The sequence below is a fragment of the Paenibacillus sp. XY044 genome, assembly GCF_002257645.1.
Classification (GTDB): Bacteria; Bacillota; Bacilli; order Paenibacillales; family Paenibacillaceae; genus Paenibacillus_AQ.
The window spans coordinates 1749147-1765552 of the sequence record NZ_NQMO01000001.1 but is presented as its reverse complement, the minus strand read 5'-3'; the positions used below and the strand labels follow the sequence as shown (position 1 = coordinate 1765552).

The window sequence follows — 16406 nt, the reverse complement described above, 5'->3', positions numbered from 1 at the left end:
AAGGATCCGACCTGCATCACGGAACAGCTGATGACAACTAACGGGAAACATTAGTTCAATAAAGGAGCAATTTGCCTGTGGCACTTACTCCTTTTTTCGTTAAGCTAACGGGCAGGATAGTTTAAACAACACGACGAAGTACTCTCAGCATAGGTAGTTAATACAGTCTGGAACAAAGAGGTGTTTTCTATTCGAATCCATATCATCGGCGGCTCAGGTAGCGGTAAATCCTATATCGCGGCGTTATTGAGCGATAAGCTTCGGATCCCCCATTACGACCTAGACGATATTTTCTGGGATCATAAATCGAATAAATATGGTGTAAAGGCACCGGAGGATGAGCGCGACCGCCGACTCAGAGAAATCATCGGTTTCGATTCGTGGATCGTAGAAGGCGTATTCAGGTCGTGGGTAGAGCCAAGTTTTGCTGCTGCAGACAAAATCGTCGTACTGTTGACGCCGTTGTCCGTTCAGGAGGAACGAATCTGGAAGCGTTATGAAGAGCGTATTGCGGGTATCGTCCCAAACAAGAAGCGCGAGACGCTCGAAGGCATCCACGACTTGTTGGCATGGAATAAAGATTACAATTTGACGAAGCTTCCTAACTTGATCGGCCAATGGGACTATAAAGACAAAACGATCCTCGTTCGCGATAATTTAGATCTTCTTGAACTTCAATTGATGTGACTTGCTTTTTCTTGTTTAGCTAACGGGAGGCAATAGCTCAATCATGATACGACGGCAGCCGGACAAAATTATCGGCTGCCGTCGTTAAGTTAACGGACAGGTTAGTTGAACAAGAGAAGGTGATTTTTTATATCCCATTTGAACAAGAAAACGAAGCATTGTTTGAATGTATCAGGGACGGGCAGGATCGTCTTCCAGCTTGTGCCGAAGGTTTCGGATATGGGAATTCATCGTTCATCCCATGTACACAAAGATTAGGTTTATTTAACAATTATTCATTAACATATTAAAATAATGTAACGGGCTTATCATTCATACATTGAAAGAGGCTGACGTCCAATGCTAGCAGAACGATATATTAATGACAACCTTACAACGTGCTTGCTTCAACAGGAAAATTACAAACCGTTTCCTACAATTGAGGATCGTAACCAATGGAATCAACTGCCATCAAACCTCAGATCGTATTGGATTGGTAAAGGCGTGAGCAAGCTGCATTATTCCTGGCCGACGATAACTGCCACTCAATATATGGACTACAGCAGAACGGGGAATCGTGTTGATTATGATACCGCCTCATGGAATAGAAGAGAGGTTCTGGCGCATCTAGTCATAGCGGAATGTATTGAGAATCAGGGGCGTTTTCTGATCGATATCATTAATGGAATATGGTGCATATGCGAAGAAACCTTTTGGGGGATTCCTGCTCACAGCTATATGATGAGGAGGCAGGATTCGCTTCCGGACGTATCGGATCAGATTATTGAATTGTTCTCGGCCGAGACTGCTGCACTGCTCGCATGGACTCATTATTTGCTGAAGACAAAGCTGGACGAAATCAGTGCTATGGTATGTGAGCGCATATATTTGGAAGTAAACAGGAGAATTCTCGAGCCGTATTTGCAGCGGAATGATTTTTGGTGGATGGGTTTGAACCAAGAGAACATGTTAAACAATTGGAATTCATGGTGTAATTCAAACTGCTTACAGGCCTTTATACTTTTGGAAAACGATCCAAATCGGCGAGAAGCCGCGGTGATCAAGGCAATGAGAAGTTTGGACCAATATATTTATAAGCTTCATGCAGATGGCGGCTGCGAGGAAGGCCCGAAGTATTGGATGTATGCCGGAGGAACGATTTTTGACTGTCTGGAACTGCTGTACTGCGCTTCAGAAGGCATCATCAATGTGTATCATGAACCCCAGATCAGGCAAATAGGCCGTTATATTTACAAAGCTTATATTGATGATTCGTATTTTGTCAACTTTGCTGACAGCCCGGCACAAGTACATATCCCCGCCGAACTTACGTATCGATATGGCCGTCGTATTGGAGATGCGAGGTTAAGTGAACTTGGAGCCAAGGTACAGAGAATGAAGCGGGAAGAAGCAACATGCCTGGAGTTTTCACCTATGTTTCGCCTGCTGCCGGCTTTGTTCAACTATGCGGAAGTAGAGCAATATTCCGGAGAATCTCCTTATATCCGGGATGCATGGCTTGACGGAATTCACCTCATGGTAGCCAGGGAACAAGAGGATTCGCCTAACGGGCTATTCCTCGCCGCTAAAGGCGGGCATAACGGTGAAAGCCATAATCACAATGACATTGGACATTTCATTGTTTATTGTAATGGTTCCCCCATGATCATAGATCCTGGATTATTGACCTATACATCCAAAACATTCTTTTCTGAGCGGTATACCCTTTGGGCGATGCAATCTGGATATCACAATCTGCCCATAATCAATGGAACTCAGCAACAGGATGGAAGACAATTTCGAGCTAAAGATGTTGATTACCGCCTTGAGAATGAGGCAGCATCTTTATCCATGAACATCGCAGGAGCTTATCCCGATTCCGCTGGAATCAGGAGCTGGGTAAGGACCATAAGCTTCAATCGTGAGTTGTCCCCGTATATTGAAATCAATGACCAATTTCTGGTAAACCAAGTGACTGACGACATAATACAAATTCTAATTACGCCTTACCCACCTAAAGTACAGGGGAATGGAAGTCTTATCCTGCAGGATGATCATCACAATAGGGTAGAAATACAATATGACAGCAGCAGGTATGCCAGCTCAATAGAGAAAACCTCACTCGAGGATAAGATCATGCGGGATATGTGGGGAGATGCTTTATATCGGATTAAGCTTACAATTATTAAACCTGTCGCTCAGGGTGAGTGTATTATCAGGATTAGCCATCTTTTGTGAATGCGAATGGCCGAAGAGATTAGATTTAGCATGTTAATTTGAATATTGAATTTTATAAACGGGAGTTAAAGGAAACGATAGCTCGATGAAGATTGAAGGCAGCTGTAAGACGACAAGAACATACACGCTTAAAAGCCGCGAAACAGCGGCTTTTTGTGTTTTAACGATATATGTTCTTGTCAAAACCCGACGACAAGAACATATATCGTTAGCCGTAGATTTATCAATATCGAGTAGGAAGGTAAGAGGTAGCACCTGAGGCCAGTCCTGCTGCCAAGTTATACGACTGATGATAACTGCGGCCAAGGCTATACGACAGATCGAAATGAAGAGGGCGACTTTTTATCGACGGATCAGAGAAGTCGAAGAGCAGGGGAGTCAGAAAGTACAAGAAGCAGAAACTGAAGTAAAAAAGCCATTTGCCTTAAATTCGAGTGTCATATAGCCCTTTCGAGTCATTATGAGTGGATACCATCCAGAATATGATGTTTAAGAATAGGGATTTGAAGGAACGACATTTCTGAAAAAGGGGTGAAATTATGCAAAGAAAAGGCTTTTTTCTTACGTCTGTTTTTATTTGTATTCTAATATTGGTTAGTGCAGTGGGAACGCCACTCTCTGCAATAGCCGCCGAGCACGACCATAGCGCTGCAACAGCGGTGAAAAACAGCTACTCAACAACGATAGTGGCAGTATACGTGCTTTCACTGATTACCGTGACGATTGTCTCATTATTCCTTGTAGTTCGCTTAAGAGCAAGCTCATTGGTTTTGTCCAAAATGTCGGCCATGATGGGAGCCATGGTGGTAGCCATGATGGCCAGCCTGGTATTCGGAACGGTATGCGGCGTATGGACCCATTCTATGTTTTATTCGACGTGGATATCTGTGGTTGTAGGCATCCTTGCTGGCCTTTTCGCCGGGAGTTCCCATAGCTGGATTGCAGCCATGGATGGAATGCTCTCCGGCATCATGGGAGGAATGATGGGGGCGATGACAGGGGTCATGGTTGGTGATAAGGAACAAGTGCTGACGGTTCTTTTTACCACTGCTTTATTTCTTGTCATCATCATGTTTTTATACCAGTCTTTAAAGAAAGAACTAAGCTCTGCCGACTTGTCAAAAGAGGAAAGCCATTTGACACCGATGTAGTTAAAAACAGTTCATCCCTATCTGGAGGATTCTAATGAAAAATCAACGTTTACATCTGTCATTTTGGAGATGGCACTTTTATGCGGCAATCTGTATCACGCCATTACTGATAACATTATCTCTGAGCGGAATTGCTTATTTATTTAAAGAGCCCATAGAAGATTCCATGTATAAGCATATGTACTTCGGAAACAGCGGTCATACCGAAAAAATAACTACTGACCAGGCAGTTAACGATATTGAGAATGCTTTTGAAGGGTATCAAGTCACGAAAATCAGTTATTACGAGGAAGCCAGCGAGCGAAACCACAGATTCTCCATCTCGAATGAAGCAACAGGAAATGAAAAGTATGTGTACTTGGACCAAACCAACCATATGGTGGGCAGCATAGATGCCAACAATCATTTTTCAAATATTACGCGAAATTTCCACAGTTCTCTGCTGATCGGAGGAACCATCGTCAACCATCTTGTTGAACTAGCTGCCTGCTGGGCAGTTTTCCTGGTAGTTACGGGTGTGATCATGTCTTTTCGCTCAAAAAAGAAGAACGGAACGGCGCAAGTGAGGCAAGTTCAGAAGAAACGCCATATTTGGATTGGCATGATTTTTTCGATACCGATCTTATTGCTTGTGTTCTCGGGGCTGCCCTGGTCGGCATTGATGGGAAAAGAGATCGGCAATTTCGCGAGAGAGCATTATTCACTCGGGTACCCGGCGCTTTATGTAAACCCGCCTAAATCAGATGTAGAGGACCTGCCTTGGGGAACCCAGGGTGAAAATCCGCCGGAAACCAAAGTCGAAGGAACGTCATTAACGATTGAGCAGATGGAGACGGCTGTTCAAAAAAGGAATATCTCTCGCCCTTATGTCATGAAATTACCCGCGGATGAAACGGGAGTGTACACGATATCTAAATCATCCAGTTCAGGAATAACAGGCATGGACGTAAGACCTTCTCAGGTTATTACAGCCTATTTTAATCAGTATACAGGCGAGCTGATATCCAAAATTGATTTCCATGATTACGGCGTTTTAGCGAAATGGGTAACTTACGGCATCCCACTGCATGAGGGGCATTTGTTCGGTATTACAAACCAGATTCTCTGCCTGTTGACCGTCTTATCTTTGCTGGCCTTGGTTTTCTGGGGATTACGGATGTGGCTGTCCCGAAAACCGAAGGGAAGGTGGGCTGCACCTCCGAAGCAGCGAGCCGGCAAGGAAATGATATGGGTTGGAATCATGATGGCTGTTATGGGTTTCCTGATGCCTTTATTCGGGATCTCCTTAATCGTTATCCTTATCCTTGAAGCTCTATTGTATATCATACGAACCCGTGATCAAGTGATTGCCGGATAAGCTTGGTAAGACTTAAAAGACCGAGATGTTCATAAATGAGCCCAAGCAAACGGATAAATGGTCTTGAACCTTCCACATCCCGCGCCAGGCTCCGGTCAGAGTTAAATAATCAGCTTGAAATGCTCTCCTTTGTTTTATTAGAAAGGGTAATGATGACTTCAATCATCGCGACAATAATGAATGAGATTCCGAAAAGAGGCATTATTAAACCTAATATCACCATGAATGCAATAAACCCGGCCGATATTTTGACTGATGGAGGAGCAGAAATATAGTTCTTTTTTTTACGAGCAAGCCACGTTTTATATCCCCAAAAAATAACAAACAAGAAAGCAAGGCAAACCGCCAAATTCAACAGTTTATTGGGCCAGCCAAACAAATGGCCTTCATGCAGCGGGATCCCCCATGTAAACCATTTTGCTAAAATGCCATAATCCTCAAAACCAACCTTGGATATGAACTGACCGTTATATTGGTCAAAATAGGAGGTTATTTCCTCGTATGGGCTAACATCTAAGCCGGTTACTCCCGTATTACTTCCTTTAGATACTGTATACACTCCATCCTGGCTCGTTGGGTAAATGATCGAGTACGGTTTGGAAATATGATTTTTATCGACCTCGCTCATCAATTGCTGGAGGGTGATCCTATTGCTGTTCATTGACATGTCTTCCATATTCATATTCGCCATGTTTCCATGTCCCGCATGACCAGCATGAGACTCGGTTGAAGTGGGGGCCTCATTTTTACGGGTCGCCCACGGAATTTCATTCATATCCGATGTAGGTGCTTGTTTTGCCAATGTGGGAGTTCCGATCGCCGGATATTTTTGAGCTGCCGAGTAAATAAAGTTACCCATAAATGCGGACCAAGGCAAGCCGGTAAAAATAATGATAACCATTGGAATCGTAATGATGGTTCCTACTAATGCATGCCATTTCAAGTTTTTTTGCCGGTTTGTTGATTTATTCTGTTTCTTCAATGCATTTCCCTTGAATGTCATATAAATTCCGGAAACCAATAGGAAAATTGCCCAACAAGCTGCCAGCTCAACCAAATAGTTAACGACGGTTCCACCTACAAAGAGCGAACTATGAAGATTCCTCATGACATTCGAAAAAGTATGAGCTGCATTCTGACTACCAACGATTTGATAATGTTTATCTAAAAAAACATACTTTTGGTCGCCTTGTTCATTTGTCATCGTCAATCGTGCATTGTAAGGATCATCTAAAATAATCACCTTTGAGACAGAGTAATCCTTATATTGCAGCGATGCTTTTTCAATTCCTTCGTCAATCGTGAGCTGTTCCGTCTGAGCACCGTCCCCGAAAAATAAATGGTCGTATGTTTTATTCTCAACATTTGGATAAAACAAATACCCGATTCCGCTTAAAGTTAATGTAATAAGCAAGGGAGTAATAAATAACGCGGCATAAAAGTGCCACCGCCAAAACCGATTATACTTATTTTTATTCATTCGTAAGCAAGCCTCCGTTTTTAAAATGTTGCGTTATGCCACTTTTGGCCAATTTTTTCCTAAAAGCTACTCCTTTTTCGGATATTTCTTTACTTGTCCATTCGGATCTGGATTTTTTAACGATATTAATTATACCTGGGTCGAACAATACGCCAATAACTCATAAGGGCTATTACTTTCATAATGTTGTGAACTTTTCTTGTATTTTGTAATTAAAGCTATCAAGTTTTACAAGGGAGACAAACATAAATGACCGCTGAGGGATTATTACGATAAAACAGGTATAAAGAAGGTAAAAGTATGCTTTTCTGTCCTCGACTATGCTCCATCTTTCGAAGGCGGTTCTGATGCAGGGTGTTCATTTTTTTTCGATTCTATAGCTCGATCGAGTCTGTTCGATCCTCCTCCGACTGTCATATAGTATCCATTAAAGAAAGGAGCGAGAACAATGAACAAGCTGTCATGAGAGCATGGAATAAAAAATGCAAGAGAAGAGGTTGGTTTGTATGGCATGGAAATATGGGTTGACATGGACTTTGATCCTAGGGCTGCTGATTATGGCGGGGTGCGGAAATTCGCCAGCCGCCCCATCGCAGCAAGTAAGTAGCGGCACTGATACAACTGATTTACACGATAGCAATAAAACGAATAAACACTTTCTTACTTTTGAAGATAACAGCGGTAGGAGCGTTACATTAGAGAACAAGCCGGAGCGAATCGTCATCCTTAACAATGAAATTACAGAACTTTTCTATCAACTAGGCGGAGAAGCCGTGGGCATTGCAACTTCTCCAGGCATCGATATCCCGGAGAATGCGGAAAATGTCCAGCAAGTCGGAGCCATAAACAGTGTGAACATGGAGCAAATTATGAAGCTGAAACCAGATTTGGTGATTGGACAGCCGCTATTCCATCAAAACCTGATAGACACTTTTACCGACGCCGGAATCCCTTTTGCTATTTTGACCATCAAATCGATAGCCGACATTCGGGAAAATGCACAGCTATGGGGAAAAATTTTGGATAAGGAGCAGGATGCCAATCTCGCTGTTGATAACATGGATGCACAGCTTCAATCATTAACCCAATCCCTGCCTTCAGATGAGCCTAAATACGCAATCATTACGCTGATGGCGAACAATATCTCACTGCAAAGACAATCGAGCATCGCCCTGGACATTGCAGGTTTGTTGAAAATGAAAAATGTTGCTGAATCGCTTCCGTCAGGAAAGATGCCTAGTTCAGTACCCTTTAGCATGGAAAAGCTGGCCGAACTGGATCCCGACTATCTATTCATTGTTGTTCATGGCTCGAACGAGGATGGGCAGCGGATGATACAACAGCAGCTTGAGAGTAACCCGGCATGGTCGTCTCTGAAGGCTGTGAAATCCGGTGACCTTCACATTCTTCCACCCTCCATGTTTGTTACCAGTCCTGGAATCCAAATTGCTGATTCTCTCAAATACATGAAAAAACTTGTATACCCTAAAGTGGAAGCAGGGAATTAATGCGAAGTACGAACCAGCTATTGAAGAAGCGAAGCGCATGGCTTCTGACCCTGCTTATGATGGCTCTACTGACTTTAACAGCCAGTCTTAGCATTGGGGCGGTGAAAGTCAATCCGATGGATATGATATCCATCCTTACGGGACATAAAGATGTGGATGCTTACTCGATTATATGGAATATCCGCCTGCCACGGGTATTGATTGCAGCTCTGGTTGGAATGGGACTTGCCTTATCGGGGACGATTCTTCAAGGTGTGCTGCAGAATCCAATGGCGGACCCGCATGTGATTGGCATATCTTCAGGGGCAGGGGTTGCCGGCATTGGTATCCTATTGGCATTACCCGAATACGGCCACCTGCTAGTACCCGCTGCTTTTGCGGGAGCTGTCATTGCTGCCCTGATCATATATATGCTGGGCTGGAAGAATGGTATGGTTCCAGTGCGGTTGATCTTGTCCGGTGTAGCCGTGTCCGCATTTTTGAATTCGGGTATCTCGGCATTGTTAACATTTTATAGTGATCGAGTAGAAGGGGCTTTGTCATTTATGGTTGGGAGTCTGTCCGCCAAAAGCTGGCCACACGTCGAAGTTTTATGGCCATATATTCTTCCTGGAGCTATAGCGGCCTGCCTGTGCGGACGCTGGATCAACATCATGCTCCTCGGAGAAGCCACCGCCATTTCCCTTGGACTTAGGCTGGAATGGGTAAGAGTCTTTCTGCTTACGTTGGCCTCACTGTTGGCAGCCGCAGCAGTCAGCGTCGCTGGACTTCTAGGTTTCGTAGGTCTGATCATCCCTCACCTTGCAAGGTTAATGATCGGAAATGATTATCGTTGGTTATTGCCATGCAGCGCCTTACTGGGGATCGTTGTGCTTGAAACCTCCGATCTGATATCGCGAATGCTTTTTTCACCGGTGGAACTTCCTGTTGGCATTATCATGGGGGCTATTGGGGCTCCATTTTTTCTCTATTTACTGCGATCGAAAAGGTAGGTCCCCTTTCCGATTTCAAGTAAGTGATTTCTTGTTTTAGGGGGAAGGTGATTCATGTCAGCTCAAGTAAAAGTCATTTCAGCAATCAGCATTTTTTTCGTGCTGACAGTTTTATTCTTGCTTTTCATCCGGGTGACCGTTCAACCCCCCGGGAATACAAGGGTGATTTTGGATCATTCGTTGCAATGGGTCATTACACCGCCTTGCTTTAATTCGGCAAAAGTGACGAACAATTTAACGGAATCAAAGCTTTCTCGTGCTGAAAAACTGCAATACAAGCCGGACTCGACTTGTACTGAAGAGTCGCTAGCTGGCATGAAGGAGACGTTATTTCAGATACTCTTGGAAAAAATCGGAGCAAAGAAAGGGGCATGGGATTGGTGAAGAGTAAGTTGCAAAAAGCAGTATCTGTAGTGATTGTAACTATCGGTCTGTTCATAATGTCTGCATGTTCAGATATAGCATATGACAAGGAATCCGGACAAGGCCTATTCCAGGACATTATTAACGTAAACATCAAAACTAGCCCAGATAAAATCGTACTGAATCAGCCTGTTACGATAAACGCGAACGTCTCACAGGGAGTGGACGCAGTCAACGATGCCAAAGAGGTAGAATTCGAGGTATGGAAGTGGGGCGATAAAAATCACGAGACGCTTAAAGGTAAGCATCAGGGTGAAGGTGTATACAGCATTGAAAAAGAGTTTCCGTCAGAAGGCATTTATTATGTTATCGCACACGTGTCAGCCCGCGGTATGCATAACATGCCGCGCAGGCAGCTGGTTGTAGGTAACGTTTCAGAGAAAGAGATAGCACAGGCGAATGCTGATCCGAATCAGAGCACACATGAACATTGATGTTTCTCACCCAGCCGATCATTCTAGGAAAAAGGAGGAAGAACGATGAAAATGAGATTGTCGTTATTTGCTGTTTCTATCATCACCGTTTTCATGTTGGCCGCATGCGGAGGCAATTCGAGCCGGCAGAACCAAACGAACACGGCTGCAGTCGAGACAGATTCAGATGTAACCACGGCAGATATGCTATATAAGAAAAATTGTTTGTCTTGCCATGCTGCTGATTTAAGCGGCAAGGTCGGCCCGAGCTTGAAAGAAATCGGGTCCAAGCTCTCCAAGGAAGAGATCATGGAGAGAATCACCCTAGGACGAAGCGGAATGCCATCATTTAAGAATCGGTTATCTGAGCAGGACATTGAGGCACTCGGATCCTGGTTGGCTGACAAGAAGTAAAGAAAGGAGGGGATGACCTTGGTTAAGACCAGAAATGGCTTGTTTTTGGCAGTGTTTCTTGTTTGCGTCCTGCTCGTCACCGCTTGCGGGGATGGTAAACCGCACAAGCTCAATATTAAACTTGAATCGTTTCAATATATCGATCAGGAAGGGAATCGCAAAGACATTTCGGATTTAAAGGGCAAGGTTTGGGTGGCTGATTTTATTTTCACGCACTGTACTACCGTCTGCCCCATGTTAACCGCCAATATGTCGGATCTTCAACAAGAATTGAAAAACGCCGGAATTAAGGCTGAGCTGGTTTCGTTTTCAGTCGACCCCGAGAATGATAATCCCGATGCAATCAAAACCTATATCAGTAAGTTCAGTGATGACCTCACAAACTGGCAAGGACTTACGGGATATTCATTCGATGACATCCAAACCTTTGCCCGTAGTAATTTCAAGATGGCGATACAGAAGGATACGGCTTCGGATCAAGTGATCCATGGCACTTCTTTCTTTCTAGTTGACCAAACGGGAACCGTAGTTTCCTTCTACGATGGCCAGGAACCTCCTTACGATAAAATCAAAAAAGACATCAAAGCCTTAGAACGTTCATGACTGTGAAGATCCTCAACGTAATTGCAAGTGGATTATGATCCATATCAAGTAGAGTGATATAACAGACAATTATGAGGTTGTACAAATCAAAACACCTTCAAGAGAATCCAACCATGTCGTAAGGTATGGATATAACCTTGGAGGTGTTTTTACGTTGGCAACCATCGTGACTCTCCACGCCCAAACTGACCGTCACGTTTTACAGCGTACGGGCTTATTCTACTATTGCGCCATAAGACGATGTAACAGCTTGCTAGGGGGATCCCGTCTGCTATATTCTACCATGGCGGAGGGAAGAAAGGCGTCCGGACATGAGCACATACATCCGGATTCAACCGGAGAGTTTACGATACTGCTTGTCAAGTTGATGCGACTGGCAGAAACGAGCACATATGGCACAGACGGGAATGATTTTGTTCCACGCCTTCATCTGGCCGACTGGAGTTGATGACCTTCGAGAAAATCGTGCACATTCCGTAGTTGCAACGGTGAGAAACACCGTAAATTTCATGTATTTGACAAAAACTCGATCGTAAATCTACTGCTTATAGCCATTTGGAGTCATATCTGTTCGAATAGCTTCGGGATAAAATAAAGGATACGGACTGTACTTGGAAGGAGACTTTAAGGTTGACATATAAGCAAATCAAATGGCTGATCCTGACGATTCCCACGCTAACCATTGGAATTTGGGAGTACGTTCGGCATGAGTTTCTGCTTCCCTATATATCCATGGAGTTTGGCAATTGGCTTGCGCCTCTACTGGTGTTAATGGTTACAGTTCTATTCTTGACGCAGCTGTTTACGATCATTGAACAAAATCAGGAAGAATTAAATCATGCGAAAGCCGAGAAGGCGGTACTGGAGGAAAGGGAAAAGATCGCCAGAGAATTGCACGACGGTATCGCGCAGTCGCTGTTTTTTTTAAACGCGCAAGTTTCACGAATGGAACAGATGAAACAGGCGGAAGAGCTGTCATTAGATAAATTGAAAGAGAGCGTGCACCGCACGAACGATTATGTAAGACAAGCCATTGCGAATTTGCGGCTTGCGGCGGACGTGGACCGGAACCCGTGGCTGCAAGGGATGGAAAGCCTCATGGACGAGCTGCACCGGGAAACCGCATTGGAATTTGAAATACAGTGGGATCTACCCGAACAACTGCTTAGTCCCAAGGAAAAAGTGGAATTGCTGGCGATTATGCGCGAGGCGCTGCTCAACATCCATAAACATGCCGATGCAACGCGGGTTCGCGTCCAGGCGATGGCGACGAAATTGGGTTGGCTATGCCGAATTACGGATAACGGAAAAGGTTTCGAACCACGGGCTGCGGCCGGGAAAAACCGTTACGGACTTAAAATGATGCGGGATCGGGCCGTTCAGATGGCCTGGCTGCTGCGCATTGAACGAAAAGAGAACGAAACGTGGGTTACGATCGTAAAGGAGGATAAGCAACATGTCTACATTCCGCGTAATGATCATCGATGATAGTGAGATGGCCCGGGAAGGCATCCGAATGATTTTAGAAGACGATCCGGCCTTCGAGGTGGTGGCTGAAGGGAGCAGCGGGGAAGAGGCGCTGAAACTCAGCGAGATATGGATGCCCGATCTGATCTTGATGGACATCCAAATGCCGGGAATGGGAGGACTGGAAGCGACCAAACGCCTGAAGGAAAAATATCCTTATGTCAAGGTGGTGATGGTCACCGTGTCGGACGATATCGCCCATCTCTTCGACGCGCTCAAGAAAGGCGCCCAAGGCTATTTACTGAAAAATCTGAAACCGGAGGCATGGCATGAGTATTTGAGAGCGATCGCTGTTGATGAAGCGCCGATGACGCGCGAGCTGGCTTTTCGCATATTGAAGGAGCTTTCCCCCATGGGCACCGAAGATGATCAGATGAGTCCGCTGACCGCGCGGGAGCGGGAAATATTGGGGCTTGTTGCCAAGGGCCTAAGCAATAGAGAGATTTCGAGCCAACTGGAAATTTCGGAGCATACCGTAAAAAACCATTTGAAAAATATCCTTCAAAAACTCCATCTCGAAAACAGGGTTCAACTGGCGCGATATGCATATGAGCAGGGATGGATGGGCGGACGGTAGTGAACGTGTGAAAGGAAGATGCTTGTGTTTTTGTTGGTAGAACTGTATGGTTGGCATGCTGTTTTGACGCCGGAGCTGTTGGTCGTCGCTGCAGGTATTGCTTTGTTATATGCCAAAGCAGGCAATATTCAGCCCGGTCGTGAAGGCGTTTTCGTCGCGATTCCTTGGAATAGACAAGCTTTATTTTATGCCGGTTTAGTATGTTTTTATTTCGGCTACGGCGGTTTTTTGTCCGTGCTAGCCAAGGAATCGATCGATTTTTACGTGTTACAGCTCTGCATTCGATATCTATGCATGATTCCCTTGTTCCTTGCAGGCCTGCCGGTTTGGATTCGGAATGCATTGCTCTCCCGGCTGCCGGGAGGATGTCGGGTGCTGCGAAACGACAGGTATGGACTGTTTGCAGAACTGGTTTTCTTTTTGCTTTTGTCCGTATTGCTGCTGCCCATTGTATTCAACGTGCTATTAAAAATAGTTATTCTACGTTTTATGGTTCATATTGGTTTGCTAGCAAGTGCCTGGCTCATGTGGGAATACTTCTTTCGGGCAGAGCGTTTCGGGCGGCTGTGGAACAATCGAAAGAAACTGCTGGTTTTAGGAAGCATACTGCTGTTTCCCATATGTATGGTCATGGCCGGTTCAAGTGCAGTGGCATATAGCCATCCACAATTCATTTTATGTATATCCAAACCCGTCGGGGCAATCCAATACGGTATCGTCAGCAAGTCCGCTTCTGGAGGGGTGCTGCTTATGGTGGCGCAGCAGCTTTCGTTCAACCTTGCGATCCGGGTGACCCGAAGCGTCTGAAGCGTGTTCTACAGGCAGAAAGGTTATCATCATAAATCAAAGCCCTGTTGAAGCCGATAATTAAATGCACGTCCCAAGCCTTGTGGCGTGCTTCTTATCGACCGTCAAATTCTTCAAAGTGAAAGCGGTCACTGAGGAAAATACGGTCGAAGCGGGAGAACTACTGTTTCGGTGCATTGCATATCCTGCTATACCATTGATGTCGCACGGCGAAGACGGGCGATGGCGGAATAAATCAACAAAAGGAGCGACTCAGGCATAGTCATGGTCGATGGACGGTTCTTATGTTGGAACACAAATTTGACACAACTTCAGATAGACAATAGCCATAAGGGGCTATTTGGAACCGTTTCACACTTCAGTACAATAGGGTTGCTGTGGAGAAAAATTCAATAATGGAGCTGGGAGGGGGGAGGATGGAACGAATAATGAAAAGAATTGTATTGGCGTTGATGATCTTGGTTTCTGTGTTTTTTGACCGTAATGTGGGAAATGCAGACCCAGTCAATCCAGAAGTAGAGCTTCAAGAAATTATCAATCGATCGGATTCTAATCAAACTGTGGTTCTTCCTCCGGGAACTTATCAAGGCCCAATCAGCATCAATAAACGAATCACTCTCCAAGGCGAGGGCGTAACATTAATCAACGACAGTCAGGAACCTGCAGTTTCGATACAATCGGACGGGGTTGTCTTGCAAGGAATTCAGATTGAACACCAAGGTAGCGGGGAGTCTGCCGGGATTCTGATCGGATCGAATCATGTCACGATTAAAAATACATCCATACATACGCGTGGATATGGAATCATGCTACGTGATTCAAACCAAAGTGTGATTCAGAATAACCGCATCTCCTGGATAAAATCCGATGCAGCTCATCCTGAAAGTAAAGGAAACGGGATTGATCTGTACAATTCCCACAGCATCCAAGTGATTAATAATGTGATTTCTTATGTAAGGGACGGAATTTATATGGAGAAAGGGAGGAATGAAACGGTAAAAGGAAACGAAATATCCTTCTCCCGTTATGGAGTCCACTGTATGTACATCGGTGACTCGCAAGTTACCGGGAATGTCGGTCAATCCAATTTTACCGGAGCAATGGTTATGGTTGTTACCAACTCCAATATCACGAATAATTCTTTTCGCATGCAAAGCGGAAATGTGTATTCACAAGGTATTTTCTTGTATGATGTGCGATCGACATACGTGAGTAAAAACCAGGTCGCAGAGAATCGCGTTGGGATTTACATGGAGAACGCGACGGAAAACGAAATTGAAGATAATACTTTATCCCGAAATTTTATTGGGATACAGATGATCAACGCAACGGAGAATGGGATCCGGCGCAACCATTTTTTAACGAACGTCATTGAGGCATCGGCCAAGGACAGCAAGAACAATCAAATGGACGAAAACTATTGGGACTCGTTTCAAGGCATTGACCTAACGAAAGACGGGGCCAGCGATATTCCATATGCAATCAACCCGTTTTATCAGGGAGTTGTCTCCGTAAATTCTGCCTACCAGCTATTCTTTCAGTCACCGGGCATGACATTTTTGAGCAGTATGTTTACTTATGGGAGAAGCCAATGGGCTACAGATCATTCACCTTTAATGAACATGACCGAGGTTGCTCGAAATGAACCTCATCCATCCGAGTCGAACCGGATCGTTTCACGCATCAGTCCAGTGTTGTTTATCTTGGCAACATTCACAATTGTCTACTTTGGGAGGATACGAAGATGAAAAAATTATCCGCGATGCTGATGCTTGTCGTTTGCATCATATGGTTATCAGCCTGTACTGAGAAAAAATATCAGGCTATACCCATCAATGAGGATGTCGATATTTGCGCTGTTTGCAAAATGCAGGTGAAGGATGATGCTTTTGCAACACAGATTGTTATGAAGGATGGAAAAAATTATAAATTTGATGACATTGGCTGCATGAACACGTGGGAAAAGGAGAACGGCGTGGAGAATATCGGGATGGAATTTGTTCGTGATTACAACGATAAAGAATGGATTGAATTTAAAAAGGCCACCTATGTGTATGATGCCTCCATCCGCACACCAATGGCATATGGGGTTATTAGCTTCAAAGATAAAAAATCGGCCGACGCATTCATCTCTGAACAAGGCGTCGGTAAGATCTTAAGCCCGGAAGAACTTGCAGAACATGATTGGAAACAAAGCATGGACATGATGGATATGGCGGGAAGCTCAGATCACTAGTTGGAGAGTATAGA

At 44.6% G+C, this 16406-nt stretch carries 16 protein-coding genes; 15 read left to right on the top strand and 1 reads right to left on the bottom strand.

Going from position 1 to position 16406, the window contains the following annotated elements; genetic code table 11:
- Positions 1-180 precede the first annotated feature (180 nt).
- The 4 genes from CJP46_RS07970 (at position 181) to CJP46_RS07955 (ending at position 5412) form a co-directional block, all read left to right on the top strand.
- Entirely contained in the window at positions 181-687 is a 507-nt protein-coding gene (locus CJP46_RS07970; protein ID WP_094594996.1) for a P-loop NTPase family protein, read from the top strand.
- 339 nt (positions 688-1026) lie between these two features.
- Positions 1027-2904, top strand: coding sequence for a heparinase II/III domain-containing protein (locus CJP46_RS07965; RefSeq protein ID WP_094594995.1), 1878 nt, complete (start codon positions 1027-1029; stop codon positions 2902-2904).
- A 539-nt stretch (positions 2905-3443) separates the two neighbouring features.
- Positions 3444-4055 (top strand): hypothetical protein, encoded by a 612-nt coding sequence (locus CJP46_RS07960; protein WP_094594994.1) that lies wholly within the window; start codon positions 3444-3446, stop codon positions 4053-4055.
- A 34-nt stretch (positions 4056-4089) separates the two neighbouring features.
- The gene (locus CJP46_RS07955; RefSeq protein WP_094594993.1) at positions 4090-5412 is read left to right on the top strand and encodes a PepSY-associated TM helix domain-containing protein; all 1323 of its coding nucleotides are present in this window, start codon (positions 4090-4092) and stop codon (positions 5410-5412) included.
- A gap of 109 nt (positions 5413-5521) precedes the next feature.
- Here CJP46_RS07955 and CJP46_RS07950 read toward each other — a convergent pair whose 3' ends face one another.
- Positions 5522-6892 carry a PepSY-associated TM helix domain-containing protein gene (locus CJP46_RS07950; protein ID WP_094594992.1) on the bottom strand — a complete coding sequence of 457 codons (1371 nt, stop codon included), beginning with the start codon at positions 6890-6892 and terminating at the stop codon, positions 5522-5524.
- A 506-nt stretch (positions 6893-7398) separates the two neighbouring features.
- Between CJP46_RS07950 and CJP46_RS07945 the strand changes: the two genes are divergently transcribed.
- The 11 genes from CJP46_RS07945 to CJP46_RS07895 all read left to right on the top strand — a co-directional run bounded on the left by CJP46_RS07945 (position 7399) and on the right by CJP46_RS07895 (position 16392).
- Complete coding sequence (locus CJP46_RS07945; protein WP_179281077.1) at positions 7399-8400, top strand: ABC transporter substrate-binding protein; 1002 nt, start codon at positions 7399-7401, stop codon at positions 8398-8400.
- Positions 8400-9392 carry a FecCD family ABC transporter permease gene (locus CJP46_RS07940; RefSeq protein WP_218831023.1) on the top strand — a complete coding sequence of 331 codons (993 nt, stop codon included), beginning with the start codon at positions 8400-8402 and terminating at the stop codon, positions 9390-9392. The genes CJP46_RS07945 and CJP46_RS07940 overlap by 1 nt, the downstream gene beginning before the upstream one ends.
- A gap of 54 nt (positions 9393-9446) precedes the next feature.
- Positions 9447-9776 (top strand): hypothetical protein, encoded by a 330-nt coding sequence (locus tag CJP46_RS07935; protein WP_094594990.1) that lies wholly within the window; start codon positions 9447-9449, stop codon positions 9774-9776.
- Positions 9773-10249, top strand: a complete 477-nt coding sequence (locus CJP46_RS07930) for a FixH family protein (protein WP_179281076.1) — start codon at positions 9773-9775, stop codon at positions 10247-10249. Before CJP46_RS07935 ends, CJP46_RS07930 begins: the two co-directional genes overlap by 4 nt.
- 45 nt (positions 10250-10294) lie before the next feature.
- The gene (locus CJP46_RS07925; RefSeq protein ID WP_256992234.1) at positions 10295-10642 is read left to right on the top strand and encodes a c-type cytochrome; all 348 of its coding nucleotides are present in this window, start codon (positions 10295-10297) and stop codon (positions 10640-10642) included.
- An 18-nt stretch (positions 10643-10660) separates the two neighbouring features.
- The gene (locus CJP46_RS07920; RefSeq protein ID WP_256992233.1) at positions 10661-11245 is read left to right on the top strand and encodes an SCO family protein; all 585 of its coding nucleotides are present in this window, start codon (positions 10661-10663) and stop codon (positions 11243-11245) included.
- Positions 11246-11875: 630 nt separating this feature from the next.
- Positions 11876-12733 carry a sensor histidine kinase gene (locus CJP46_RS07915; RefSeq protein ID WP_094594987.1) on the top strand — a complete coding sequence of 286 codons (858 nt, stop codon included), beginning with the start codon at positions 11876-11878 and terminating at the stop codon, positions 12731-12733.
- A complete protein-coding gene (locus CJP46_RS07910) occupies positions 12702-13349 on the top strand; it encodes a response regulator (protein WP_094594986.1) in 648 nt (215 codons plus the stop codon). The genes CJP46_RS07915 and CJP46_RS07910 overlap by 32 nt, the downstream gene beginning before the upstream one ends.
- Before the next feature lie 24 nt (positions 13350-13373).
- Positions 13374-14156 carry a cytochrome c oxidase assembly protein gene (locus CJP46_RS07905; protein ID WP_179281075.1) on the top strand — a complete coding sequence of 261 codons (783 nt, stop codon included), beginning with the start codon at positions 13374-13376 and terminating at the stop codon, positions 14154-14156.
- A gap of 416 nt (positions 14157-14572) precedes the next feature.
- Positions 14573-15904, top strand: coding sequence for a right-handed parallel beta-helix repeat-containing protein (locus tag CJP46_RS07900; protein WP_179281074.1), 1332 nt, complete (start codon positions 14573-14575; stop codon positions 15902-15904).
- Positions 15901-16392, top strand: a complete 492-nt coding sequence (locus CJP46_RS07895) for a nitrous oxide reductase accessory protein NosL (RefSeq protein WP_094594983.1) — start codon at positions 15901-15903, stop codon at positions 16390-16392. The genes CJP46_RS07900 and CJP46_RS07895 overlap by 4 nt, the downstream gene beginning before the upstream one ends.
- The last annotated feature ends 14 nt before the right edge of the window (positions 16393-16406 follow it).